At 36.4% G+C, this 22,740-nt stretch carries 18 protein-coding genes and 1 other annotated feature; of the genes, 14 read left to right on the top strand and 4 right to left on the bottom strand.

The window, feature by feature from the left end:
• Window positions 1-181 precede the first annotated feature (181 nt).
• On the bottom strand, window positions 182-2,770 hold the full coding sequence (gene mprF, locus AC1PU0_RS08920) for a bifunctional lysylphosphatidylglycerol flippase/synthetase MprF (RefSeq protein ID WP_206850207.1): 2,589 nt from the start codon (window positions 2,768-2,770) through the stop codon (window positions 182-184).
• A gap of 10 nt (window positions 2,771-2,780) precedes the next feature.
• Window positions 2,781-3,500, bottom strand: coding sequence for an alpha/beta fold hydrolase (locus tag AC1PU0_RS08915; protein ID WP_069653130.1), 720 nt, complete (start codon window positions 3,498-3,500; stop codon window positions 2,781-2,783).
• A gap of 175 nt (window positions 3,501-3,675) precedes the next feature.
• Between AC1PU0_RS08915 and AC1PU0_RS08910 the strand changes: the two genes are divergently transcribed.
• The 12 genes from AC1PU0_RS08910 (at window position 3,676) to AC1PU0_RS08855 (ending at window position 17,587) form a co-directional block, all read left to right on the top strand.
• Window positions 3,676-4,293, top strand: a complete 618-nt coding sequence (locus tag AC1PU0_RS08910; RefSeq protein ID WP_069653131.1) for a lysozyme family protein — start codon at window positions 3,676-3,678, stop codon at window positions 4,291-4,293.
• 143 nt (window positions 4,294-4,436) lie between these two features.
• Window positions 4,437-6,773, top strand: coding sequence for a cation-translocating P-type ATPase (locus AC1PU0_RS08905; protein WP_206850208.1), 2,337 nt, complete (start codon window positions 4,437-4,439; stop codon window positions 6,771-6,773).
• A 38-nt stretch (window positions 6,774-6,811) separates the two neighbouring features.
• Entirely contained in the window at window positions 6,812-7,045 is a 234-nt protein-coding gene (locus AC1PU0_RS08900) for a hypothetical protein (protein WP_084013189.1), read from the top strand.
• 52 nt (window positions 7,046-7,097) lie between these two features.
• Entirely contained in the window at window positions 7,098-7,985 is an 888-nt protein-coding gene (locus AC1PU0_RS08895; RefSeq protein ID WP_373681194.1) for an SPFH domain-containing protein, read from the top strand.
• A 292-nt stretch (window positions 7,986-8,277) separates the two neighbouring features.
• Entirely contained in the window at window positions 8,278-10,188 is a 1,911-nt protein-coding gene (gene dnaG, locus AC1PU0_RS08890; protein ID WP_206850210.1) for a DNA primase, read from the top strand.
• Between the two features lie 70 nt (window positions 10,189-10,258).
• Entirely contained in the window at window positions 10,259-11,365 is a 1,107-nt protein-coding gene (gene rpoD, locus AC1PU0_RS08885; protein ID WP_069653135.1) for an RNA polymerase sigma factor RpoD, read from the top strand.
• Window positions 11,366-11,522: 157 nt separating this feature from the next.
• Window positions 11,523-13,475 (top strand): cell division site-positioning protein MapZ family protein, encoded by a 1,953-nt coding sequence (locus AC1PU0_RS08880; protein WP_479998210.1) that lies wholly within the window; start codon window positions 11,523-11,525, stop codon window positions 13,473-13,475.
• 161 nt (window positions 13,476-13,636) lie between these two features.
• Window positions 13,637-14,341 carry an AzlC family ABC transporter permease gene (locus AC1PU0_RS08875; RefSeq protein ID WP_206850214.1) on the top strand — a complete coding sequence of 235 codons (705 nt, stop codon included), beginning with the start codon at window positions 13,637-13,639 and terminating at the stop codon, window positions 14,339-14,341.
• Window positions 14,334-14,660 carry an AzlD domain-containing protein gene (locus AC1PU0_RS08870; RefSeq protein WP_069653138.1) on the top strand — a complete coding sequence of 109 codons (327 nt, stop codon included), beginning with the start codon at window positions 14,334-14,336 and terminating at the stop codon, window positions 14,658-14,660. The genes AC1PU0_RS08875 and AC1PU0_RS08870 overlap by 8 nt, the downstream gene beginning before the upstream one ends.
• 19 nt (window positions 14,661-14,679) lie before the next feature.
• The gene (locus AC1PU0_RS08865) at window positions 14,680-15,549 is read left to right on the top strand and encodes a CvfB family protein (RefSeq protein WP_206850216.1); all 870 of its coding nucleotides are present in this window, start codon (window positions 14,680-14,682) and stop codon (window positions 15,547-15,549) included.
• Between the two features lie 122 nt (window positions 15,550-15,671).
• A complete protein-coding gene (gene fur / locus AC1PU0_RS08860; protein ID WP_069653140.1) occupies window positions 15,672-16,169 on the top strand; it encodes a ferric iron uptake transcriptional regulator in 498 nt (165 codons plus the stop codon).
• 63 nt (window positions 16,170-16,232) lie between these two features.
• Window positions 16,233-16,475, top strand: a binding site (T-box leader).
• Window positions 16,476-16,558: 83 nt separating this feature from the next.
• Window positions 16,559-17,587: a 3-deoxy-7-phosphoheptulonate synthase gene (locus AC1PU0_RS08855; protein ID WP_479998209.1), complete on the top strand. Its 1,029-nt coding sequence runs from the start codon at window positions 16,559-16,561 to the stop codon at window positions 17,585-17,587.
• 165 nt (window positions 17,588-17,752) lie between these two features.
• On the opposite strand, the gene gap is transcribed toward AC1PU0_RS08855, so the two are convergent.
• Window positions 17,753-18,763, bottom strand: a complete 1,011-nt coding sequence (gene gap / locus AC1PU0_RS08850) for a type I glyceraldehyde-3-phosphate dehydrogenase (RefSeq protein ID WP_479998207.1) — start codon at window positions 18,761-18,763, stop codon at window positions 17,753-17,755.
• Between the two features lie 510 nt (window positions 18,764-19,273).
• On the opposite strand from gap, the gene obgE reads away from it, so the two are divergent.
• Window positions 19,274-20,587, top strand: a complete 1,314-nt coding sequence (gene obgE, locus AC1PU0_RS08845) for a GTPase ObgE (RefSeq protein ID WP_069653143.1) — start codon at window positions 19,274-19,276, stop codon at window positions 20,585-20,587.
• Window positions 20,588-20,716: 129 nt separating this feature from the next.
• Here obgE and AC1PU0_RS08840 read toward each other — a convergent pair whose 3' ends face one another.
• Complete coding sequence (locus AC1PU0_RS08840; RefSeq protein ID WP_069653144.1) at window positions 20,717-21,157, bottom strand: Lrp/AsnC family transcriptional regulator; 441 nt, start codon at window positions 21,155-21,157, stop codon at window positions 20,717-20,719.
• A gap of 320 nt (window positions 21,158-21,477) precedes the next feature.
• Here AC1PU0_RS08840 and AC1PU0_RS08835 point away from each other — a divergent pair, with 320 nt between their 5' ends.
• On the top strand, window positions 21,478-22,665 hold the full coding sequence (locus tag AC1PU0_RS08835; protein ID WP_206850222.1) for an MFS transporter: 1,188 nt from the start codon (window positions 21,478-21,480) through the stop codon (window positions 22,663-22,665).
• Window positions 22,666-22,740: the final 75 nt, after the last annotated feature.

Here is a 22,740-nt window from a genome sequence, read left to right as displayed (position 1 = left end):
CAATAATTATTTTAAGGAATGGCATGTTAAAAGAGAAGGCACTGTTCCATTTCAAGTTATGAGGGACGTCAACGGAGCACACAAAGTCAGTATTTCGGGAACAGCATGTCTGAATGGCGAATTTGAACTAGTGACAAAATAAGAGGAGAGCCAGAATGATTTCAGCTCTCCTCTTATTCATTTATCGTTGATACCTATTTCTAAGAATCCGACGAACCCCGTGTATTTTCTTTTGTTTTTCAATCGGGGCATTATCTATGATCAATAAAGCAATCATCACATAAGCGATAAAACTTTTTCTTGAGTAAAGTGTATATCTAGATATCCATTCAGAAGCATACTTATTTTTGTAATCACGCAATCCTTGGAAAGAGTAAAAGCGTGACCCAAATTCGTAGACTAGATAAGCAATTCGTTCTTGAAAGAAGCTTTTTCTAGATGTTCCAACATTCGATAATGGTGCCATACCGAGATTAAAATAAGTAAACCCTTCCTCCTTCATATAATTGAATAATGAAATAAAGAGGTAATCCATCACACCGGAAGGAGCTTGTTTACTGTATCTCATCAAATCGATCGTACCTTCTTCTTTGGTGTAAGTCGGTATGATATTGGCAAAAGCGACAATTTGATCCTCTTGATTTTTCGTAACGGCCAGTTGTCCTCGTTGCAAATAACTTTCAGAGAAGAAGCCTAACGAGAAGCCTTTTTCTTTTCGACTGCCTAACCATTCATCTGAAACTTGTTTTAATTCCAACATCAATTCTTTGGAAAAGGGTGGCTGCAATACTTCGAATCGGTAATTTTCTTTTGCAAAACGATTCATAACAGCTCGCTCGCTTTTCATCTTTTTCCCTGATAATGTGAAATTCGGTAAGTCGACATGCGCTTCTTCGCCCATTTTTATGAAGTCATAACCAAATTCGTGTAAGAACATTACGATTTCTTCAGAAGTTTCATAAAAAACTGGTAGATAACCCCAGCGGTCTGCTTCATTAATGAACTGTTCCATCGCTACTGAAAAGTCTTCTTTTTTCCCGGAAGGATCACCCATGATGACACACTTATTATTAAGTGTTTTAAATTGTAACATCACCGTATCTTCACCAGTTTGATCTGTGTAGATATACATATCCTTGTCTTTAAGGAAAATCAGCTGACTATCCGTATTACCACCATAAGTATTCAAAAGAGCAAGGGCACGTTCTTCGTCTAATTGCATGCCCATTTTATGTCGTTTCCCTTCAAGATATCGAATGAAAAGATAACTAAATAATGTTACCAGCAGAATGCCGATCAAGCCAGAAAACCAAATTTTTTCTGACGGAAAGAAAAAGAACGAAATAAAGTGATGCTTATGGTGAGGGAATGTTGGTAAATTATAAACACCAATCACAACATATAAAATCGTTAACGCTAGAAAAATAATTCCATCTACAGTGATCATTTCCCAAGAATAGACTAACTGTTCTCTGAATAGTTCTCGTTTTGAAAAAATGATTATGATTAGCAGAAGGCCTAGGAAAACAATAACACCCCAGCTAAAATCTTTGATAAACGTATAAACTAATGTGATGACTATTAAGCCGATTGTCGGTAAATATGCCCGTTTGACTCTGGCCGCAATACCTCGTCCCATGATCAGCAATAGAAATCCTAATAAAATAGCAGGAAGTTGTGTGATAATATGAAACGAAAGTGGATTTAATTTTTTCAACCAATCAAATCGGCTAAAGGCTTCGGGTATTGTAGCAGAAAGAACAATCATGATCCCTGAAAAGTACATGAGAAAAACGACAAATTTGTGTGCTAATTCAGTTGATAATTCTCTGGGAATACCAGAATAACGAGTATTTAAACTATGGCTTAGATTTTTTATAAAGAAGAGAATCCCAATCATAAATGGTACAATGTAATAAAATAGACGATAGAGTAGTATCCAAGCAATCACCACTTCTCGGTTGACGCCTAAAGCCGATAACCCAACAATCATCATGATATCAAAACTACCCAATTCACCTGGAATCATAGATACGATCCCGATGACAGACGCCGCAATGAATAGCGGAATAATTTGAAGTGGATTTAAATGAACGCCCATTAATTGACCGATTAATAAAAAACTGCCTAAAACTCCTGTCCATTCTAAGAAGGACGTTAAAATAAGGCCGATACGTGTTTTATTGTCGATATCTCCAATATACTCATCTTTTTTGATCAGACTTGTAATCAAAATAACTGGAAAGTATAAGCTGCCACCTATCAGCCAAATCCAATATTGTTGCAAGTAATCATTTGTATGACCAAACAGGACTAAGAGAAAAGCAATCAGACTATAGATTGATAAACCAGACATGAGAAAAATCAAGATTTTCGACAAGGCTCTAACGACCTTTTTGCCATCTTTTTCTTTTCCGTAAAATTCTGACCGTAAACCGACACTGACTAATCCACCAAACCCAGCGATATTATTGATAGTATTGATCATCCAACTCGTTTCTATGAGAAAGGACTTTTTCGGTTTTTGTTCTAGTATTCTGTTGAGAATCACATCATAACCGATCATTGGAAAGACAGCGATTAGCCCAATCAACAACATCAATCCGATTTTCCACAGCGCAAGATCTTGAAAAATATCAGCGAGTTGATCGAAAGAAATTGTTTTTCCTATAGAAAGTAATTCTCTAAAAACAATTATCACTACTGAAAAAATAAAGATGGTTTTAAAGTAACTAGCATGATCTTTGATCCATTGAAGCATTTTTTTCATTTAATAGCACCTACTTTTCTTGTAAGAATGTTAAAATTTCTTGATTGAATGTTTCAGGGTCTTTTTTCGCAAAGGAATGTCCTTGCTTTGGTACCAAAACAAATGAAGCGTTTGGTATTTCTTTTGCTAGATAAAGTGAATGGGCTCGTTTGATGATATCATATTTTCCTACAATAACTAAGGTTTTTGCAGAGAACTGCTGTAAATCTGATTTAGAAACGCCGATATCACGCATCATTAAACAAACAGTTTGGAGCTTCTTATAGGCTTTGTCATTAAATAAGGCAACAAATTTCAGGAAAATATAGTGTATTGTTGTCGCTATCCTTATAGGGGAATAGACGCCACTTACTACGGTATTTCCAGCGTTTAGTACTAAACGGTGTATCTTTTCAGGATATTTTTTAGTGAAAACCATTGCCAAATTAGCGCCATCACTAAAGCCAATAATGTTCGCTTTGACAACCTGCTCTTGTTCCATGACAGAATATAGGTCTTCAGCCATCTGATCAAATGTCAGTTTATTGCTAGTGTTCGTTGAGCGTGCATGTCCACGACTATCAATAGTGAACACTGTGAAATAGCGACTAAACTCAGGTACTTGTTTTTCAAAATAGTCACCGCTACCGCCATTCCCATGAAGAAGAAATAAAGGAAATCCTTTGCCAGATATTTCATAATAAATCAGACTATTATCTGCTGTGACTAGCGTTCGTTTTTGTTTTTCCATACCGTTACCACCTTATTATTCTTAGTATATCGGTTTCTGCTCATATTTCAAACTGAAACGAATAAAATGATTTCGAGTACTTTATTAAAGAATAATAAAGAATTAGTCTTTTTTTAGATTTTTTTTACATAATAAAGTATGATAAAATCTACTCACAAAAAGTTTGGATGATAAAATGGGCAAATTGATGAAACTCACAAAAAGAATAGTACTATTGCTAGTTCTCTTACTAATTGTTGGGTTAGGATACTTTGGTTATAAGATTCGCCAAAATGTTCAGCAAGTGACGACTTACGAAGCTGAAGTAGAACAAGCAGTAAAAGAGAACAATATTCCCGAATACAAAAACTTAGTATTAGCAATTATTTACACGGAATCAAAAGGCCGTACGGAGGATTTGATGCAAAGCAGTGAAAGCGCGTATGGCAAACGACAAATGATTGGAACGACTAAAGAAAGCATTGATGCAGGAGTGGCTTTTTTAGCCCAGTCAATCAATCAAGCCAATGAGGCTGGCTGTGACATATGGACAGCAGTACAAGCCTATAACTTTGGCTTAGATTACATTTCATTTGTAAAAGAACGTGGTGGTAAAAATTCGATTCGTTTAGCAGAAGAATACTCAAAGGAAGTATTGTCTCCTTTACTAGGGAATACAGAACAAAAAACGTATCGTTACTATCGTCCACAGGCGCTTGTTTATAATGGTGGATTTCTATACAGTAACGGTGGCAATATGTTTTATGCTGATATCGTTAGGATGAATGAGCAGTTTATCAAGTGGCTAAAGTAATTTAAATACCAAAAACAATGATCCTTAAGAATATCGTCTACTAAAAAGTGCGAATTCTTAAGGATTTTCTTGAAGTTCTTTCTATTAACAAGTAAACTAAAGAGGATGTATTTTTAACAAGGAGAAAGTAGGGAACCGAATCCATGACAAATAAGTTTGATCTGAAACAAGGGTTGACTCAACTAGAGGTTGAGGAACGAAAAAAGCAAGGACTACAAAATGACTATGAAGAAAATGTCGCTAAATCAACTAAGGACATTGTTTACGATAACGTCATGACATTGTTTAACTTTTTAAACTTTGGCATCGCACTTTGTCTTCTTTTTGTTGGAGCCTATTCCAATTTAGCATTTTTAGCGATTATTTTAGTAAATATGGGGATGGGAATTTATCAAGAAATCCATGCTAGAAATTTAGTGCAGAAATTATCGATTGTAGCTAAAGAAAGCGTGCATGTGATTCGTGATGGCAAAGAGATAGAAATCGATACCAAAGAATTAGTGATGGATGATCTTGTTGTGATTTCTGCTGGAGAGCAAGTTCCTTCTGATATGGAAGTGTTGGATGGGAAAGCCGAAGCCAATGAAGCTCTATTGACTGGTGAATCAGATCTGATTGAGAAAACTGAGGGAGATATTTTGTTATCTGGTAGTTTTCTAGCAAGTGGTCAAGTATATGGGAAAGTGATCCATGTTGGGGCCGATAATTATGCGGTCAAGATTACCGCAGAAGCCAAAGTCCACAAACCAATCCAGTCTGAATTGGTCAATTCAATTCGAAAAGTCTCTAAATTTACGAGTTTAGTGATTATTCCTTTGGGGATCATTTTATTTATAGAAGGCTTTATGATTCGTGACTCTGGTATAGAAGCGTCAGTAGTTGCATCAGCCGCCGCTTTACTTGGAATGTTGCCAAAAGGGCTGGTACTATTGATCAGTATCACGCTAACGACAGGCGTTGTAAAATTAGCCAAAAAACGTATTCTTGTTCAAGATATGTATTCAATTGAAACATTAGCTCATGTTGATACACTCTGTCTGGATAAGACGGGAACGATCACTGAAGGGAAAATGAAGGTTCAAAAGGTTGAAGTTTTACATGCAAACTATCATGAGAATTTCCCACAAATTATCGGTAGTTATCTAGCTGAAAGTACAGACAACAATATTACGATGCAGGCCATTCGAGATCATTTTGAATTGTCTAATCGTTTTGGTGCCGTTAAGACTTTACCGTTTTCATCTGAAAGAAAATGGGGTGCAATCGAGTTTAACGAATTAGGGACTGTTTATCTTGGGGCACCTGAAAAACTAGTCGCAGTTGACCGTTTGCCAAAAGAAGTGATTGAAGCACAAGAGAATGGTTACCGTGTGTTGATGTTGGGAATTGCGGAAAACATGCCATTGGACGAAGAGAATATGCCCTATTTAGAACCATTAGCTGTTTTAGAAATCGATGATCCAATTCGTCAAAATGCCAATGAAACGTTAGCATATTTACGTGAAGAAGGGATCAACTTAAAAGTTATTTCTGGAGATAACCCTGTAACAGTTTCTAATATTGCTCGTCGTGCTGGATTATTCGGCTATGAGTCTTATATTGATATGTCAACGATGGAAACAGAAGCAGATATACGCCGAGCTGTTCATGATTACACTGTTTTTGGTCGAGTAACACCTCAACAAAAACGGACAATCGTTCGTGAATTAAAAGATAATGGTCATGTTGTTGCAATGACAGGGGATGGCGTTAATGATGTTCTCGCTTTAAGAGAAGCGGATTGCAGTATTGCGATGGCAGAAGGGGACGGAGCAACTAGACAGATTTCAAATTTAGTATTGTTAGACTCTGATTTCACAACATTGCCAGATGTATTGTTTGAAGGTAGACGTGTTGTGAACAATGTCACGAAAGTTGCAAGTGTATTTTTTATCAAAACAATCTATTCATTTATTCTATCAATGATTTGTGTGTTTACGACAATTGCATTTCCTTTCATCCCAATTCAAATCACATTGATCGATCTGGCAATCGAAGGGTATCCTGCATTCTTCTTATCATTTGAAAGTGATAAACGAAAAGTACGAGGTAAATTCTTACCGACGGCATTGAGAAATGCATCTGTTAATGCGGTTTTAGTCATATTAAATATCGTTGCGGTTTATTTGATGGGACAAAACCAGGATTTTACGCAAATGGAGACAACGACATTAATGTATTACTTATTGATCGGTATCAGTTGTATGGCGGTTGTTCGTGCGTGTTTGCCATTTAATCCATTAAGAATTTTCCTAGCTGTTACAACTGTTGGAGGTATTTATGTCGCTGCAATGCTGTTTCACAGCATTTTAGAAGTAGGATTCTTAAATCAGCAGACATTACCAATTTTTGCAGTAATGATGCTTATTAATATTATTGTTCGAATCGTGATTGGTCTTTTCCAAATGAAACGTGCAGGAAAAACCATAAAAGATCTTTAAAATGGAGTAAAAAGTGTGAAAAATAGGGAGAGGTATTTATGAGCGGAGAATATCAAATGCGCAAGACTATCGGAAAATGTTTTCGGTCCCAAACAGATAATTTTAACGGCGTCATCCGAATATACGGCAGTCCATACATGTATCGTGTAATAAACGGCATCCCTGAAAAGGGGGCGATGTTGGAAGTCGTGGATTTTTCAAGTACCGAATTATTTGTAACTGTAAACAACTACTTATTCGAAAGTGATGTGAATTATATTGATAATCCTTAATATTCTAATTTTTATGATTATTCTTGTTCTAATTTTGGTTCTTATTTCAAAAATGGTGATCATTGTCCAGCAAGGTGAAGTAAAAATCGTTGAAAGTTTTGGTAAATATGTTAAAACAATCGATCCTGGACTACATTTTCTAATTCCGGTACTCTACAAGGTAAGAGGTAAAGTATCATTGAAACAAACGCCTTTGGAAATCGAATCACAAAGTGTGATTACTCGTGATAACGTAATCGTAGAGGTTGATGAAGCAATCAAATATCATGTGACGGATGTTCGTGCATTTGTTTATGATAATGAAGATTCTGTTACATCTATGATTCAAGATTGTCAGTCAAATCTACGTGGAATCATCGGGAAAATGGACTTGAATGAAGTGCTTAATGGAACAGAAGAGATTAACGTAAGCTTATTTGAAAGCGTCAAAGATATTACAGCAGGTTACGGATTATCGATTGACCGTATTAATATCGGTGAAATTTCAGTATCCGATGAAATTGTTAACTCAATGAATAAATTGATTACAGCCAGTCGTGATAAAGAGTCTACGATTACAATTTCAGAGGGTAGAAAACAATCCATTATATTAGACTCTGAAGCGAATGCATCGCAAATGCAGATCGATGCTGAAGCGCGTGCAAAACAAACGAAAATTGATGCCGAAGCACGTGCTGAACGAACAAAGATTGATGCGGATGCTGAAGCAGAAAGAATTCGTATAACAACAGAAGCTGAGAGACAGCGCATTTTAGCCTTGAATCAAGCAATTAAGGAAAGTGACTTAAATGAACAGGCCTTGGCTTATTTGGGAATAGAAGCATTTAAACAAGTTGTTAGAAGTGACACAAATACAGTTATCCTACCAAGCAACATGACAGAACTAGGGAATATTCCTGTAGTTAAAGAGTTGTGGGATGCACAAGATAGTAAAGAGTAATTATAAATATGGTGTGGAGTAATCTACAAAATTGACAGAAAAAGCAGATGAACGTTATCTGTTTTTTTGTTTTCTTAAACTAATTCAGATTAGCATATTTATTTTATGTAAACCTTTTTTAATAAAATCCAAGGTTTATGAAAATAAGAGTGCAATTTACTTGAAAATTATGTTTAGTATGATACAATGAAAGATGTGTAATTGTGTCTTTTGAAAGTCGCGCTGAAGTTTTCAGTGCTTTTTTACTGACTATCGCATAAATTAGCGTTTTGCTATTTTGGAGGTGAGAACAGTGGCACAAAGAATTCCTCAAGAAGTCATCGAGGAAGTGAGACAACGTACGAATATCGTTGATGTGGTTGGACAATATGTTCAATTGAAGAAATCCGGTAAGAATTATATGGGTCTTTGTCCGTTTCATGAAGAACGTTCCCCTTCATTTTCAGTAGCAGAAGACAAGCAAATTTTTCATTGCTTTGGCTGTGGAAAAGGTGGAACTGTTTTTAATTTTCTGCAGGAAATAGAAGGAATCACTTTTCCAGAGTCCGTACGAAGAGTGGCTGAATTAGAACAAATACCTGTCAATATCGACTGGGTCAATACAATGGAGTCAGAGGCATCAGAAAACGTACAGAATCGAAAATTGATCGAACTGCATAAAAAAGCTGCGGATTTATACCATCATGTTTTGATGAACACGCAAATTGGTGAACCTGCGTTAAATTATTTAATAGAGCGTGGTTTGACTAAAGAGCTCATTGAAACATTTAAAATTGGATTTGCTCCTCAAAAACGTGATTTTTTAAGCCAAGTATTTCAAAACGAAGAAGTAGCAGAACAGTTATCCAAAGAGTCTGGATTGTTCATACAACGGGACAATGGTGAGTTTTTGGATCGTTTTTACCAACGTGTCATGTTTCCAATCACTGATGATCGTGGGAATGTAATAGCTTTTTCAGGAAGATTACTTAAAACAGAAGATTTTCCAGGGGACGATATGCCGAAGTATTTAAATAGTCCGGAAACTAATTTGTTTAATAAAAGAGATACCTTGTTTAACTTTGATAAAGCACGTAAAGAAATCAGAAAAGAAAATACTGTCTTTTTATTTGAAGGGTTTATGGATGTTATCGCAGCTTGGCAAGCAGGAATCACGAGTGGCGTCGCTTCTATGGGGACTAGTTTGACTAATGAACAGATCCGTAAACTTGAACGTGTAGCGAAAGAACTTGTGGTTTGTTACGATGGTGATACAGCTGGAGTAGAAGCGACAAATCGTGCTATTTCTTTGTTGAGTGAGCATAGTCGTTTTCAATTAAGTATCGTCAGTATTCCTGAAAAACTGGATCCAGATGAGTATTTAAGAAAATACGGTAGCGATTCATTTCGCGAGTTAGCACTTCATGGTCGTGAAACTGTTTTTAGTTTTAAAATGCACTACCATCGTTTAAATCGCAATATGAACAATGAAAAAGAACAACTGGATTATGTGAATGATTTACTGCAAGAATTGCTTTTGGTGCAATCACCATTAGAACGAGATCGGTATTTGAATCAGTTAGCACAAGAGTTTCAGTTATCATTTCATTCCCTAGAAGAGCAATTAAAGCAGCTAGAAACGCAACAACGCTCTACTAAGAGAAGGGAACGCCAGCAACAAACAGCACGACCGCCACAAATTTACGAGATCGACGATATGTTGGAGCCACCGGAGATGCTAGAAGAGAGTACTACTCCTCCGTCGGTCGAAAATAAATTACCGTTGACACAAGTAGAGAAAGCAGAGCGCACATTGTTGTATCGTTTAATGAATGAACAAAGCGTCAGAAATCAAGTCGTTCAGCTGCCAGAGTTTAATTTTGCCCATGATCATTACCAGGAGCTTTACTTGTTATTAGATAGTTACATGAGTATTCATTCTGAGTTTTTACTTGCTGATTTTATTGATTATCTAAAGGAAGAAACGATTAAGAAATTAGCGATTGATATTTCTTTACAGACAATTTCTGAAGAGAGTTCGGATCGTGAAATTGCCGATGTTATAAGAGTAATCGAAAATTCTAGCTTAGAAGATCAGATTAAAGAAAAACAACGGCAAAAAAAAGAAGCAGAACGTTTAGGGAATAAGCAGGTAGTAGATGAACTATCGATTGAAGTGATAAATCTAGTCAAACAATTGCAAAAAAGTCGTATACTGTCTTAATTTTTAGATGATGTATTTGACTATTATTTATATATTTAACCGAATGGAAAAATGAAGGGGGCCTTCTTTCATGGAAAAAGAAACAGAAAAAAAATATGCAGCTGCATTGGCAGCCTTTATCAAAGAAAACAAGCCTAAAGGCAATGTTTTTTACGATGATTTAACAAACACATTAGCAACACCATTTACATTGAATGCCGATGAAATGGAAAAGCTGATCCAAAAAGTTGAAGATGCTGGCATCAGTGTCGTTGATGAAAATGGTGATCCGAGTGAACATAGTCTAAAAAAAGACGAAAAAGTTGCTGAAAAAGCCCAAATGGAAGATTTATCTGCCCCGACTGGTGTTAAGATCAATGACCCTGTTCGTATGTATTTGAAAGAAATCGGACGTGTTCAATTATTAACGGCAGCAGAAGAAGTAGAATTAGCTTTAAAAATCGAAGAAGGCGACCAAGAAGCGAAACAACGTTTAGCAGAAGCTAACTTGCGATTAGTTGTTTCAATTGCAAAACGTTATGTTGGTCGTGGTATGCAATTTCTTGATTTGATTCAAGAAGGAAATATGGGTTTAATGAAGGCCGTTGAAAAATTTGATTATCGCAAAGGATTTAAGTTTTCAACTTATGCTACTTGGTGGATTCGTCAAGCAATCACTCGTGCAATCGCTGACCAAGCTAGAACGATCCGTATTCCTGTGCATATGGTTGAAACAATCAATAAATTGATCCGTATTCAACGTCAATTACTGCAAGATCTTGGTCGGGAACCAACACCGGAAGAAATCGGTGCAGAAATGGACCTACCAACTGAAAAAGTTCGTGAAATCTTGAAAATTGCTCAAGAACCAGTTTCATTGGAAACACCAATTGGTGAAGAAGATGACTCTCATCTTGGGGATTTCATTGAAGATCAAGATGCAACAAGTCCTGCTGAACATGCAGCTTACGAATTGCTGAAAGAACAACTAGAAGATGTACTTGATACCCTGACTGACCGTGAAGAAAATGTACTACGTTTACGTTTTGGTTTAGACGATGGTCGTACAAGAACATTGGAAGAGGTTGGTAAAGTGTTTGGTGTGACTCGCGAACGGATTCGTCAAATCGAAGCGAAAGCATTACGCAAATTACGCCATCCATCTCGTTCTAAACAATTAAAAGATTTTCTAGAATAAGAAGATTTTTTGAAACATTTGAACAGCTCTTTTCGATTTCTTTCGGAAAGGGCTGTTTTTAACAATCGTAACAAAAAAGTTAGATAGTACATATTGGAAGAAACGTGATTTTATGGTAGATTAGATTTACGAATGTGTAGAATGTGAGGCGGAATGAATGACGAAACAATGTCCGAATTGCGGAACAGAGTTAGACAATCAAGAAAAGGTCTGTCCCGAATGTGGTTATTCCTTTAAAGATAAAAAAATAATTGAAGACAAAAAAACAGAAAATAATACCAAAGATAAAAAAACAGAGGATACTTCTAATTTTTTGAATAAAGAAGAAAACGAAAATATTGAATGGTCAGAACTAAAAGATATGAGTATTGGCCATGTAATGACAATGTTTAATGAACAACAACCGGACGAAAAAAATAGTGAAATATCCATTGATGATGAAAAAGAAAAGATAGATGAAACTGAAAACAGCGTTAATTCATCCGATAATAGAACAGATGAACTTGTAAATACTGCTGCTTTGGATCAGTACATCAATGAACATAAAAATGATAAATCGATTTCGAAAACACCAACTGAAACAAAAAAGACTGTAGAAATCGATGAAAAATCAGAATTAGAAGAGGAATCTGTAACAATTGATGAAGAATCGAAATCAAAAGACAAAGGACAAGATGAAGTGAAATCAAATGAGTCAGATAAAAAAACAGAAGCGACGGATACTGAGACAGAAAAAGTAAATAATCAGATACCAAAAGAAGAAATTACAAAATTTACGAAACCCGCAGACAATTCTGCAGAAGCAAAAACTATTGGCCCTAAAGCTTTGCCTAGTGATACATCCGAGATCCCATCAAAAAGTAAAAAGCCAGAAGAGATTGAAATGGATGAAGCACCTATTTTCTTTAAAGATTCAGAAGAAGCTAAATCTGCTAAAAATCAGTTTAAGAAGCCTCTGGACGAAGCAACGCCAACAAAAGAAATAAAAACTGAGCCTGTAAACACAACGACAGGTAAAAACTATAAAAAAATGTCAATCATTTTAGCGGCAGTTGTTGTACTTGCAGGAGGCTCATGGTTTGCCTATAGTCAGTCACAAAAGAAATCGTCAACAGGCACCCAAGTCGCGCAAAAACAAGAAAAATTAGCTGAACAGACTGAAAAAGAATTAAAAAGCTATTTTACAGATGACAAACAACTATTCTTGAAACCAGAAATGGTGAGTGTTGCGCCAAAGACTATCAAGGAAAATTTAGACACACTGAAAGAAGATTCCAGTTACAAAAATTTAGAGACTCTTTATAAAAAAGTCACAGATAAACAAGCTGCGATTACAAAAGTAAACGAATTATTTGCTGAACCAATCATTGATGGAAACAAATTAAAAGATGTAGCCATTAAAGCGGATAAAAAAGTTGATCTTAGTAAACGTGAAGAAAAAGATGCGTTTGATCAATTGCTAAATCAAGCAACAGATCAAGCTGTGAGCCAATATGATCAATTACAAAAAGCTAAAGCAGCAGTTGATGTATTTTATAAAAATAATGAACTAACTGATGCTTTGACAAGAGAAAATTATGCTACTGCAAAATCAGAAGTGGACAAAGTAAAAAGTGACACACTCCGTAAACCACTTAGCGAAACGTTGGTCAAAGCGGATAAATTATTGACGGATACAGAAGCAGCGATTGCTTCACAACAACAAGCATATGTAAATCAAACGCCAGCTGAAACAAATGAAACAGCTGCGACGGACGACCAAGGAAATAATGCGGAAACAACGACTGGTGTGCAGCCAGATTCAAATACGTTTTCATCTCCAAACGCTCAAGGTATTTACACGGATCCTGTGTACTCAGTCAACGCAGCGGATGTTAGTGATATGAGTAATCCTGCATGGAGTTGGGCTCCTGGTGTTCAGGAAAAAGTGATTGCGACCTGTATTGAACGCGGCTATATCACTGCAGGCGGCTATTCCTTACAACCAGCGAGAATCATTAATGGAGAAGGATACTATAATTTATATGGATCAGACAATCAGTATCTAGTCACAATCAATGCAAAAACTGGCTGGTTCAAAGGAAACGCATCAAGAAACGCAGGAAGATAAAAATAACGCTTTCTGAGAAGGAAGGTGGGTCTGAGACATAACTCTTTGAGTTGTATCTCAGACCTTTTAAATCGGAATAAATACGTTTGTTTAACCTTCGTTGTCCTTCCGGATTAAATCAAAAAATCAATGACGATTGATTTCAGTACAAGGAGAAATGTATGGAAAAAAGAGAATATATAACCTTTAGAGAAGGTGTAAATGCTTGCGTACCGACAATTTTAGGGTATTTGGGTATTGGTATTGCGGTGGGGGTAGTTGGTAAAAATGTAGGTCTTTCACTTGTTGAGATCGCGCTGATGTCGATTTTAGTTTATGCCGGTGGAGCACAATTCATCATTTGTGGAATGTTGGCAATCCAGTCACCGATTTCAGCCATTATTTTCACGACTTTTTTAGTCAATTTACGTCACTTTTTGATGAGTATGTCAGTCGCTTCCTATTTTAAGAAAGAACCTCTGATTACAAGTATCGGGATCGGAACTCTCTTGACAGATGAATCATATGGTGTACTTATGACAGCGTTGTCGACTAACCATAGAGTCAGTTCCGCTTGGACCCACGGATTGAATATAACTGCTTACTTAACTTGGATTCTGTCAACGATCGTAGGTGGTTTGTTGGGGACGTGGATTCCGGACCCATATCTATTAGGCTTGGATTTCGCCCTAGTCGCAATGTTTGCAGGATTATTTATTTTACAAGTTGATGGACCTATGAAGAAATACACGAAAGAAACACTGATTGTTTTAGGTACAGTTTGTTTGTCACTATATTTATTTATGGGCTTTTTTTCGCCAGAACTTTCTGTTTTATTCGCGACACTTTTAGGATGTACAGTTGGGATGGTGAATCATCATGAGTAGCAATTATATTTTACTGACGATTTTAGGATGTTCAATCGTTACTTGGATTCCACGGATTTTTCCTTTTTTAATTTCAAAACGAGTAGATTTTCCGGATTGGTTTCTTCGCTTTTTATCATATATTCCAATTTGTATCTTGACGGCACTCTTATTTCAGAGTATTTTAGAGGTTCAGGCAACAGGCTTTCCTAAAGTAAAAACGTTAGAAGCGTTAAGTTGTATTCCTACTTTACTTGTTGCTATTCGTACAAAGGATTTGATGAAGACAGTTGTAGTAGGAATTGTTACGATTGCACTATTACGTATTTTTTTAGGCTAAGTGCCAGAAGGAGAAAAAGATGAACGAATTATTAGCACAAATTTTTACAGCATTAGTGATCGACGAGAATGAAAGTCACTACTTTTTACAAAAAAATGGCATTACTTTGCGATTATCGAAAGAAGAAGGTACGCATGAAATCGGTGAAGCAGTAGAAGGCTTCGGTTATATGAATCAAAAACAAGAGCCGGAGATGACAACAACCATTCCTACAGCTCGTATAGGACAATATGCATTTGGGACGGTAACAGGTACAAGACGCGATTTAGGAGCCTTTGTGGACATTGGTTTAAAAGATAAGGATGTTGTTGTGTCTTTGGATGAACTACCTGTAATGCGTGAATTATGGCCTAAAAAAGGCGATCAGCTAATGGTTGCTTTAAAAGTTGATAATAAAGAACGAATCTGGGGCGAATTAGCAGATGAGAAAATCTTTAAAGCTATGGCTAAACCTGGAACAGAAGAGTTAAAAAATGAGAATATCAGTGGCATCGTCTATCGTTTGAAAATGATTGGTTCATTCGTATTGACTGATGATTTTTATATTGCATTTATTCATCCTTCAGAACGGTACCAAGAACCTCGTTTAGGTGAAAAAGTGAACGGACGTGTCATCGGAGTACGTCCAGATGGTATATTGAATATTTCTTTGAAACCTCGTGCATACGAAGCAATCAGCGATGATGCTGCAATGATATTAACCTTTTTAGAAAGAGCTTCTGATCATAAAATTCCATTTACGGATAAATCAAATCCAGATGAGATCAAGCAAACATTTGGTATAAGCAAAGCTCAGTTTAAACGTGCAATCGGTAATTTGATGAAGCAAGGAAAAATTATTCAAGAAGCTGGATTCACCATTTTAAAAGAAGATCAGTCAGAAAAATAATTGTTTTTTATTCTAATTGAGAATCACTTGCAAATGTTTTAGAGTTATTTTATACTTATTATAATATAAGATCAGGATTTGTGATTTTAGATTAAAATCATTCTAAATAAGGGGCTGCATTTATGGATTCTACTGCTGCTTTAAAAAAAACAAAACAACAATTGCATGAATCTGGTTTCAAACTGACGCCTCAACGAGAAGCTACCGTTTTGGTATTGCTCGAAAATGAAAAAGATCATTTATCAGCAGAGGAAATTTACTTTTTAGTAAAACAAAAAAGTCCAGAGATTGGTTTGGCAACTGTTTATCGAACATTAGAAATTTTAACTGACTTAAAAGTCGTGGACAAGGTAAGCTTTAATGACGGCTTAGCACGTTATGACCTACGCAAAGAGGGAGCAAAGCATTTCCACCATCATCTGTTATGTTTAGAATGTGGAAATATAGAAGAAGTCGAAGAGGATTTATTAGGTGAAGTGGAACAAGTGATTGAACAACGTTACCATTTTATGGTAAAAGACCATCGCTTAACCTTCCATGGTATTTGCCATGAGTGTCAACAAAAAAAGAAAAATCAACCGAGTGATGCTGTTACATCAGGACATTCAGTTGTTGATTAGACACTCTTTTTTGAAAAAGGTTGACAAGTCTTTAGGAATCTCATACAATGACTTCAATAAACAATAAAAGTCTTGATAAGAACTAGTAAGATAATACAGGTGTACAGAAAGTAGCCGGCTGTTGAGAGGCGCACAAACCCAAGGTATCTGAATTCCTCTTTGAACTTCACACCGAATTGAGTAGGCTGTGACGGTTACGCACATCCGTTATAGTGGCAGGGTATAAAGATGTACCTGACAAGTCAATGAGTGTAAGCTGATTGAAAACAAAGGTGGTAACGCGGATCATTTGGTCTCGTCCTTTTCAGAAATGAAGAGGACGAGGCTTTTTTTATCTTAGTTGGGATCATTTTTTATTGTTGATTATAAAAATGAAGGGAAGTAATCATATGAGCTTTAAGGCATTAAGTGAACCAATCAATCTTAAACAAGTCAAATCATTATCTAAATTAACGCCCGAACAAGACAAGAAAAAGGCCGTTCGTGATCAGGAATTAAAAGATATAATCGAAGGCAAAAGTGAAAAGATTCTTTTAGTGATCGGTCCTTGCTCAGCGCATAATGAAGATGCTGTAATGGAATATGTCACTCGCTTAGCCAAACTGCAAGAAATAGTCGAAGATAAAATTTTTATGGTCCCTCGAGTTTATACGAATAAGCCTAGAACAAATGGCGACGGCTATAAAGGCTTATTGCATCAGCAAAACCCAGAAGGAGAAAGCAATTTAATCAAAGGAATTGCTGCTGTACGCAGTTTGCATAATCGAGTTATCAGTGAAACTGGTTTGACAACTGCGGATGAAATGCTCTATCCCGAAAATTTAGAATTTGTTCAAGACCTTGTCAGTTATATCGCTGTTGGCGCTCGTTCCGTGGAAGATCAGCAACATCGTTTTGTTGCTAGTGGAATCGACCAACCAACGGGAATGAAGAATCCAACTAGTGGTAATTTAAACGTATTGTTTCACTCATTATATGCCGCACAGCAAAAACAAGAATTTATTTTCAACGGACTTGAAGTAGAATCTAGTTCTAATCCATTAGCCCATATTGTGTTAAGAGGTGGTTTGAATGAATATAATGAGAATATCCCAAATTATCACTATGAAGAGTTGCTAAAAGTTGTTGACCTTTATAAAGCTGGTAACTATAAAAATCCGTTTATTGTCATTGATACGAATCACGATAATTCAGGGAAACAATATAAAGAACAAATTAGGATCGTCAAAGAAACGTTGTTTAATCGCTCTTGGAATGACGACATGAAGCGCTGGGTACGAGGTTTTATGATTGAAAGTTTCCTTGAAAGTGGTCGTCAAGATGCGGATGGGAAAGTCTTTGGCCAATCGATTACGGATCCATGTTTAGGATGGGATGAGACAGAGGGATTAGTGAAATATATTGCTGAACATGCTTGATTTGATTACTAAATTGAAAATACTCGTATGCATTAAGGCTGAGACACAACTCTACGAGTCACATCTCAGTCTCAATACATACGAGTCAACGGTGAGCTAGAAGCTTATTTATCGGAGTAAAACTCTTCTAGCCCACACAATTTTTCATACTATTATTGATTATTTTTACAAATTAGCAAACTTTTCTAATAAACGAATCATTTGGCAAGTAAAGCCATATTCATTATCATACCAAGCGACAGTTTTGACTAATTGGAAATCACCAGAGGTTGTTACTTCTGTTTGGGTGGGGTCGAAAATAGACCCTTCTGTTGTTCCAATGACATCACCAGATACGATTTCACGATCATCATAGCCGAAAGAAGGATTGTCAACGGTTTGTTTTTTCATTGCTTCATTCACTTGATCAGCAGTTACTTTTGTTTTTAAAATAGAAACTAATTCTGTTAAGGAGCCATCAACAACGGGGACACGTTGCGCATGCCCTTGTAGTTTTCCGTTTAATTCTGGAATAACTAATCCTATTGCTTTGGCAGCACCAGTCGAATGAGGTATCGTATTGTCAGCGGCAGAACGAGCAGCTCGCAAATTACCACCTTTTACCGGACCATCAAGTAACATTTGAGTAGAGGTATACGCATGAACCGTTGTCATTGTACCAACTTCAATACCAAACTCATTATTTAAGAAAAAGGCCATAGGAGCTAAACAGTTTGTTGTACATGAGCCAGCAGAGATTATTTTGTCTTCTGGTGTCAAGGTGTCATCATTAACATTGTAAACAATTGTCTTCATGTCTCCAGCAGGTGCTGAAATGACGACTCGTTTTGCGCCTGCGTCTAAATGGGCTTGTGCTTTTGCTTCAGAAGTGTAAAAACCAGTACATTCTAAAACAATGTCCACATCGTTTTTTTCCACCCATTTCAATTTGCTGGCGTCAGCTTCTGCGTAAACTTTTGTTTTCTCCCCATCTACTACAATGGAATCATCTGTTGCTGTTACGTTTCCAGGATAAGTGCCATGAGTTGAATCAAATTGTAGTAATTGAGCTAACATTGTCGGACTTGTCAAATCATTGATTGCAACAACTTCAATATCATCGGAAACTTCTTTGATGCGACGGAATGCAAGACGGCCAATGCGTCCAAATCCATTAATTCCTACTTTTACTGTCATACTAAATTTCCTCCTTAAAATTAAATGCTTAATGAGCTGTTAGAGCCACAACTAAATTATATCCATGAGACACAATTTTAGCTTTAGACAACGTTACATTAAATAACATTATTTAATCATGTATTTAAAAAAACGCTGACTTACGCTATACTAGTAGCATGAACGCATTTCAAATTTTTGTCAAAAATCTTGTCTTTCAACGAGAGATTTTTACTGTATTCGTTTAACTTGATTAGAGTTGTTTCTATTAGGAGTGCAAGAACTGTAGCTATTGCTGTCTCTATAGTAGCTTACTATTCTAGTTCACAAAAGCCAATTTGGCTAGACAAAATCAGGTTTAACCTTTACAATAAGAAAGGCTTTCAAACTGAGAATGTTATTGAAAAGCGAAATCATGCAAACAACTAAAGTTGTTAAAAATGTAAAACCTGAAGAAATGGTGAGATTGATTTCTTTTATTTTTAATAAGAGATGCAATATTCCAAGTTCTTTAAGATAGGAGGACAAAATATGTCCATGTTTTTAGATCAGGTAACAATCGATGTCAAAGCCGGTAAGGGCGGAGATGGAATGGTTGCCTTTCGTAGAGAAAAGTATGTACCGGATGGCGGACCAGCCGGAGGTGATGGTGGTCAAGGAGGAGATGTGATTCTTGTTGTAGAAGAAGGATTACGTACACTGATGGATTTCCGTTTTAATCGACATTTTAAGGCACAGCCCGGTGAAAATGGTATGAGTAAAGGAATGCACGGCCGTGGTTCTGAGAATACCTTTGTAAAAGTTCCACCAGGTACAACAGTTCGTGATGCTGAGACAGGCACATTGATCGGTGATTTAATTGAAAATGGTCAAACTCTAACCGTAGCCAAAGGTGGACGCGGCGGGCGCGGTAATATCCGTTTTGCTTCTGCTAAAAATCCAGCCCCTGAAATTGCTGAAAATGGCGAACCCGGTCAAGAAAGAAAAATCGAATTAGAATTAAAAGTGTTAGCTGATGTGGGATTAGTTGGTTTTCCATCAGTTGGAAAATCTACTTTGTTATCTGTTATTTCATCAGCACGTCCTAAAATTGGGGCCTATCACTTTACAACCTTAGTTCCGAATCTTGGAATGGTATCAACAAGTGACGGACGTAGTTTTGCTGCAGCTGATTTACCAGGTTTGATCGAAGGTGCCTCTCAAGGGGTTGGACTAGGTACACAGTTTTTACGCCACATTGAACGGACAAGAGTTATTTTACATGTCATTGATATGAGCGGAATGGAAGGGCGCGATCCTTATGAAGATTATCTAGCTATCAATAAAGAGTTAGCCTCTCATAACATGCGTTTAATGGAACGTCCGCAAATCATCGTGGCGAATAAAATGGATATGCCTGAAGCAGAAGAAAATTTAAAGAAATTCAAAGAGAAAATCGAAGAAGAGCGGACAGATGAATACGCGGATCACCTACCTATTTTCCCAATATCTGGTGTTTCACGTAAAGGGATCGAACCTTTGCTTAATGCAACAGCTGATTTGATCGATGTAACGCCTGAATTCCCGTTATATGAGGAAGAAATTGTTGAAGATACGGTTCATTATGGTTTCCAACCTGAAGGACCAGAATTTACAATCGATCGTGATTCTGATGCAACGTGGATTTTATCTGGAGATTCATTGGAAAAATTATTCCAAATGACGAATTTTGAACACGATGAAAGTGTGATGCGATTTGCACGTCAATTACGTGGTATGGGAATTGATGAAGCATTACGCGCTCGTGGTGCAAAAGATGGAGATATTGTCCGAATCGGTGAATACGAGTTTGAGTTTGTCGAATAGAGGAATAATACGTATAAGAAGAGAGCTAGTGATTTCATTGGCTCTTTTTTTTGTACATTTAGTGATTTTCATCACAAACGGGTGTGTTTTGACTAAAGATATAAACAGATGGTTATTAAAAAGGGCCTGCTACTGATCTACCTCTAGATGTAAATGATTTTCTACTGGACTCTCCAGTACAATCGAACTTTTGACATTGGCGAATTGCATCCAATTTGCTAGTAAATCTTTCATTTCAGTAGTGTTAGTGACAGTTGCTTTCACTAAATAATTTACCTCTCCACTGACTATATGAACTTCATTTACATAAGGATTATGTTTTAGGAGTGCTACTGTTTTTTCAACAGGAGTCGTTACTTGGCTCAACTCCGTAAAAAAAGTAATACTTTGTTTGATATGTTGCATTGAAACTTGGATCGTAAAGTTTGTGATAATACCTTGCTCAACTAACTTATTGATCCGTTCTTTCACACTAGGACGACTTAAATTGACTTTTTGAGACAACTCAACGATTGAAATACGTGAATTTTCGTGCAGAATCTGTAAAAGCTTACGGTCAGTTGTATCCATTGTTTTACCTCCTACATAATGTTTTTTTATAAACAATTTGTCCATTTTATTATAGAGCAAAAAAATGGAGTTTTCCAGATAATTTTAGTGAAGTATCATTGCGAAGAACTGTATTTCAAAGGGTGAGTTTTCATATTGTAAAAAATTGTGCCTTACTTTTTCAAAAACGGAAGGAAAACGCTTACATTAAGTTCATATTTTTATATACAGGAAACCAAAAAATTCGTTATGATTAACCTATCTTGAGATGACGTTAATGTTTACTAGTAAATACAGTGTTTCTTCAATCTAAAAAGACAGACCAAAGAGGAGCGTTCTTTATGGTGAGAAACAGATGGTTAAAATTTTTGTTGCTATATGCAGGTGGTGTGGTTGTTTCTTTAAGTCAATTGAAACTAGTTCCGATTCAAAATGAATTAGGCCAAGATTTAGGTGTGAGTCTATCAATGGTTTCGTGGTTGATGTCAATATTTACAGTTTCTGGGATTTTTCTAGCGATACCAGGTGGCGCTTTCGTCACACGTTTCGGTCCTAAAAAATTATTGATTGGATTAATGGGGTGTTTGGCTATTGGAAATTTATGGGGAGCCTTTTCTACTAGTTTTTGGACCTTATTGATTTCAAGAGCAATTGAAGGAATTTCATTTTCTATGATTATTATGGTGGGAATCGTTTTGATTCATTTTTGGTTTAAAGAAGGAGATAGCGGCATTGCAACAGGACTTTGGGGAACCTTTTCAGCATTAGGATCAATGTTGGCAATGAACTTGTTTAAACCCTTATCACAGTCTTATGGCTTGCGTGCGCTTTGGCTGATTATAGCAGGTTTATCCTTGATTTTGCTGTGTTTGTACCTATTTTTCTTAGACCAACCAGCCAATCGATCTATCACTGAGCGAAAAGAAGTGAAAGGAACAGTCAAAAAAGTTATAGAGAACAAGTCGATTTGGTTTTTAGCATTGGCTCAAGGTTGCATGGCATTCATATTATTTGCTTTTATCAACCTTTATCCACAAATTTATACGCAACAATACGGATTATCGGAAACTTTAGCGAATCGTTACACAGGATATTTTGGTTTATTCGGCATTCCATTTGGTGCTTTAGCAGGTTATTTGATCGATAAGACAAAAAAGGGACAAATCATCATTTTCTGTTCATTTATACTGATGTTAGTGGCCACTTTTTGGATGGGTCACTTGTCAAATAGTTTTAGCTTCATTGGGCAACTCTTCGCACTTTCAGCTGGCGCGAGTTTATCGTCTTCATGTGTGATGATTTTAGCACCTAAAGTAGTAAAACAAGATCGGTTGATTGGGACAAGCATTTCCTTTATAAATTTATTTTATTACATTGGAATCTTTGTAGGAACACCAATTGTATCAGAGGTAAGCGAATCTAGTGATTCGTGGACAACAGCTATTTATGTATTAAGTGGTGTAGGAGTTGTGGCTTTGTTAGCTATTTTTGGTTTCGTTAAACGAAATAAAAACATTAGCAAGATGTAATTCGTTTGTTCAACAGGAAGTAGTTCATTTTTTTGGACATGCTTCTTTTAAATAAAACATTTGGAAGGTGACGAA

Source organism: Enterococcus sp. XAF26B05_ASV22, assembly GCF_056727285.1.
This window is presented reverse-complemented; position numbering and strand designations above follow the sequence as displayed.